1 protein-coding gene is annotated in these 4,652 nt (G+C 71.5%); it reads left to right on the top strand.

What is annotated here, in order from left to right; genetic code table 11:
• The coding region (locus ACFP2T_RS43155) for an amino acid adenylation domain-containing protein (RefSeq protein WP_377432831.1) at positions 1 to 4,652 on the top strand (4,652 nt) is incomplete at both ends.

Raw genomic sequence — 4,652 nt, 5'->3', positions numbered from 1 at the left:
GTCGGCGTGGACGACAACTTCTTCGACCTCGGCGGACACTCCCTGCTCGGCGTCCGGCTGGCGTCGCGGATTCGCGCGGTGCTCGGCGTGGAGTTGCCGCTGCGGGAGCTGTTCGAGGCACCGACGGTGGCGGGACTCGCGACGCGACTGACGGGCACGGCCACCGGCCGCGTCCGCCCGGTGCTGCGAGCCGCGGACCGGCCGGAGCGGGTGCCGCTGTCCTTCGCCCAGCGCCGGCTCTGGTTCCTCGGCCAACTCGACGGGCCGAGTCCCGCTTACAACATCCCGACGATGCTCCGGCTGCCCGCCGAGGTGGACGCGGCGGCGCTGGAGGCGGCGCTGCTCGACGTCATCACCCGGCACGAGTCCCTGCGTACGGTGTTCCCGGCCGCGGACGGCGAGCCGTACCAGCAGATCGTGGACTCGCGGGAACTGCGATGGCGGCTGCAGCTCAGCGAGGTGGCCGCCGATGAGCTCACCCAGACGGTCGACCAGGCGGCGCGGTACGCGTTCGATCTGTCGGCGGAGATGCCGATTCGAGCCTGGCTGGTGCACGGCGGCCCGGACCAGCACCTGCTGGTCCTGGTCATCCACCACATTGCCGGCGACGGCTGGTCGCGGGCTCCGCTCATCCGGGACCTGATGTCGGCGTACGAGGCCCGACGCCGCGGTGAGTCGCCGGACTGGTCGCCGTTGCCGGTCCAGTACGCGGACTACGCGCTGTGGCAGCGCGAACTGCTCGGTAGTGACGACGACCGCAGCAGCCTGCTGTCGACGCAGGTGGACTACTGGCGGCGGGCGCTGGACGGCGTACCCGAGGAATTGAGCCTGCCGGTGGACCGGCCCCGTCCGGCGGTAGCCGGCCATCGCGGCCACAGCGCACCCCTGCGGGTACCGGCCGGGGTGCACCAGCGCCTCGTGCAACTGGCCCGCGACGAGGGCGTGACGTCCTTCATGGTGCTGCAGGCCGCGCTTGCCGTCCTGCTGTCACGACTCGGTGCGGGCACCGACATCCCGATCGGCACGCCGGTCGCGGGCCGGACCGACGAGGCGCTGGACGGGCTGGTCGGGTTCTTCGTCAACACCCTGGTGATCCGCACGGACCTGTCGGGTGAGCCGGAGTTCCGGGAGGTGCTGGCCCGGGTGCGGGAGACGACCCTCGGCGCGCTCGCCCACCAGGACGTGCCGTTCGAGCGCCTCGTCGAAGAACTGGCCCCGGCGCGGTCGCTGGCCCGCCACCCGCTCTTCCAGGTGATGCTGGCTCTGCAGAACACCGGTGGCACGGCCGGCGCCGGTACCGGTCCGGAGCCGGTGACGGTCAGCGGTTCGGCCCGGTTCGACCTCGACATCATGGTCCAGGAGACCTTCGACGAGCACGGCCGACCGGCCGGGTTGCGAGGCTCCGTCACGGTCGCGGCGGACCTGTTCACCGCGGCGTCGGCCGAGCGCTTCGGTGTCTGGCTGGCGCGAGTGCTGGAGATCGTGACCGAGTCCCCGGCGAACCGGGTGCACACCGTGGACCTGATGCACGCCGCCGAACGTGAGCTTCTGGTCCGCTCCGGAAACGAGCACGCACTGCCGACCACGCGGGAAACGGTGGTGAGCCTGTTCGAGCGGCAGGTGGCCGCCACTCCGCACGCGCTGGCGGTCGTGGCCGACGGGGTACGGCTGTCCTACGCGGAACTGGACAGCTCGGCCAACCAGCTGGCCCGGCACCTGTCCGGGCGGGACATCGGCCCGGAGTCGGTGGTCCCGGTGGTGATGGATCGTGGAGCCGACCTGATCAAGGCACTGCTGGCGGTGCTGAAGGCGGGCGGCGCATACCTGCCGGTCGACCCGAGGTACCCGGCCGAGCGGATCGCCGTTCTGCTTACCGGCGCCGGCGTCGCCGGGGTGTTGACCTCCTCGGCGTATGAGTCTGTGGTGCGGGAGACGGCACCGGGCGGCCTTCCGGTGATCGTGGCGGACGAGCCGGCAACCACTGCGGAGCTGGCACGACTGGACGGCGGGAGGCTGTCCGACGCGGACCGGACCAGCCCGCTGCTTCCCGACCATCCGGCGTACGTGATCTACACGTCGGGCTCGACGGGCGTACCCAAGGGGGTGGTCGTCGCCCAGAGCAGCGTGGCGGCGTTCGCGGCCTGGGCCATGGAGGAGTTCGGGCCCGACGGTCTGTCGCGGGTCGTCGCCTCGACGTCGCTCAGCTTCGACGTCTCCGTCTTTGAGATCTTCTGTCCGCTGCTGGCCGGCGGAACCATCGAAGTGGTCCGTGACGTGCTGGCGCTGGCGGAGAACCCGCAGGACAGGACACTCACCCCGAGCCTGATCAGCGCGGTGCCGTCCGCCTTCGCGGAAGTCCTGGCCGGCGGGGCGGGCGAGGTCTCGGCCGGCATGGTGGTGCTGGCGGGTGAGGCGTTGAGCGCACACCTGCTGACGGAGATCCGTACGGTCCTGCCGCGCACGCGGGTCGCCAACATCTACGGCCCCACCGAGGCGACGGTGTACGCGGCGGCCTGGTACGCCGACGACTGGGACGGCGAGCAGCCGCCACTGATCGGTGCGCCGGTCGGTGGCCTCCGGGCCTACGTGCTCGATGACCGGCTGGGACCGGTCCCGGCCGGAGTGCCGGGCGAGCTCTATCTCGCCGGCCCACGGTTGGCGCGCGGTTACCTGGGGCGCCCGGCGCTGACCGGGGAACGGTTCGTGGCGTGCCCGTTCGGCGCGGGCGAGCGCATGTACCGGACCGGTGACAAGGCGAAGTGGACGGCCGACGGCCAGCTGGACTTCCTCGGCCGGGTCGACGAGCAGGTGAAGATCCGCGGGTTCCGGATCGAGCCGGGCGAAATCGAAACCGTGCTGCGGGCGCACCCCGAGGTGGCACAGGCGGTGGTCGTGGCCCGCGACGACAACCCCGGGGACAGGCGGCTGATCGCGTACGTCGTGCCCGCCGATGAGAGCGAACCCGGCCCCCAGGCGTTGCGCACGTTCGTGGCCGGGCGCCTGCCGGACTACATGGTGCCGGCGGCGGTCGTGGTCGTGCCGCGGTTGCCGTTGAACGCCAACGGCAAGCTTGACCGCAAGGCCTTGCCGGCTCCCGAGTACGCGGCCGGCACCGGGGAGGGGCCCGCCCGGAGCACCGTCCAGGATGATCTGCTCCGCGCGGCGTTCGCCCAGGTGCTCGGCCTCGGCACGGTGGGGATCGACGACAACTTCTTCGAGCTGGGCGGGCATTCGCTGCTGGCGGTGCGGCTGGTGTCGCGGATCCGGACCATGCTGGGCGTCGAACTGCCGCTGCGGGTGCTGTTCGAGGCGCCGACCGTGGCGGCTCTGGCGGCGCGGCTGCGTGACAAGGACACCCGCCGGGCACGGCCGTTGCTGCGGTCGGGACAGCGCCCGGACCAGGTTCCGCTGTCGTTCGCCCAGCGGCGCCTCTGGTTCCTGGCGCAGCTGGAGGGTCCGAGCCCCACCTACAACATCCCGGCCGTGATCCGGCTGACCGGTGCGGTGGACGCGCCGGTGCTGGAGGCGGCGCTGCTCGACGTCATCACCCGGCACGAGTCGCTGCGCACCGTGTTCCCGGCTGTGGAGGGAGAGCCCTACCAGCACATCCTTCAGCCGCAGGAGACGCGATTCAGCCTGCACGTCACCCAGACCTCCACCGGGGAACTCACGGCCGCGGTCGGGGGAGCCCTGCGGTACGCGTTCGACCTGTCGGCGGAGATCCCGGTGCGGGCGTGGCTGTTCGAGGTGGGTCCGGAGGAGCGGGTGCTGGTGCTGGTGGTGCATCACATCGCCGGTGACGGCTGGTCGATGGCGCCGCTGGGACGGGATCTGTCGGAGGCGTATGCGGCGCGGCTGAATGGTGCGGCGCCGGAGTGGACGCCGTTGCCGGTGCAGTACGCGGATTATGCGTTGTGGCAGCGGGAGTTGCTCGGCGGCGAGGACGACCCGGAGAGCCTGCTGTCGGTGCAGGTGGACTACTGGCGGGGAGCGCTGGCCGGTGTGCCGGACGAACTGAATCTGCCGGTCGACCGACCCCGCCCGTCGGTGGTGAGCCACCGTGGTCACAGCGTTTCCTGGCGGGTGTCCGCCGACGTCCATCGACGGCTGGCGGAGCTGGCCCGGGCCGAGGGCGTCACCCCGTTCATGGTGTTGCAGGCGGCCTACGCCGTACTCCTGTCGCGGTTGGGTGCGGGCACCGACATCCCGATCGGCACGCCGGTCGCCGGCCGCTTGGACGAGGCCCTCGACAGCCTGGTCGGGTTCTTCCTGAACACCTTGGTGATCCGTACGGATCTGTCGGGTGATCCGGAGTTCCGTGAGTTGCTGGCCCGGGTGCGGGAGACGACCCTCGGCGCGCTCGCGCACCAGGACGTGCCGTTCGAGCGGTTGGTGGAGGAGCTCGCCCCGGCCCGGTCGCTGGCGCGGCACCCGCTGTTCCAGGTGATGCTGACGATGCAGAACACGGAACACGCGGGGCTGGAACTGACTGGTGCCCGTTCCGGCGGGCCGAACACCGCCCTCGGCGACGCCGCGCTCACCCCGGGACGATACGACCTTTATCTGGCGGCCAACGAGGTCTTCGATGCCGACGGGGCCCATGCCGGGCTTCGGGGTGTGGTGACGGTGTCGGCGGATTTGTTCGATGAGGG

This window comes from Plantactinospora solaniradicis, from assembly GCF_042658085.1.
Lineage (GTDB): Bacteria > Actinomycetota > Actinomycetes > Mycobacteriales > Micromonosporaceae > Plantactinospora > Plantactinospora solaniradicis.
The sequence above is the reverse complement of the archived record's forward strand: the minus strand, read 5'-3'. Positions and strand labels throughout refer to the sequence as shown.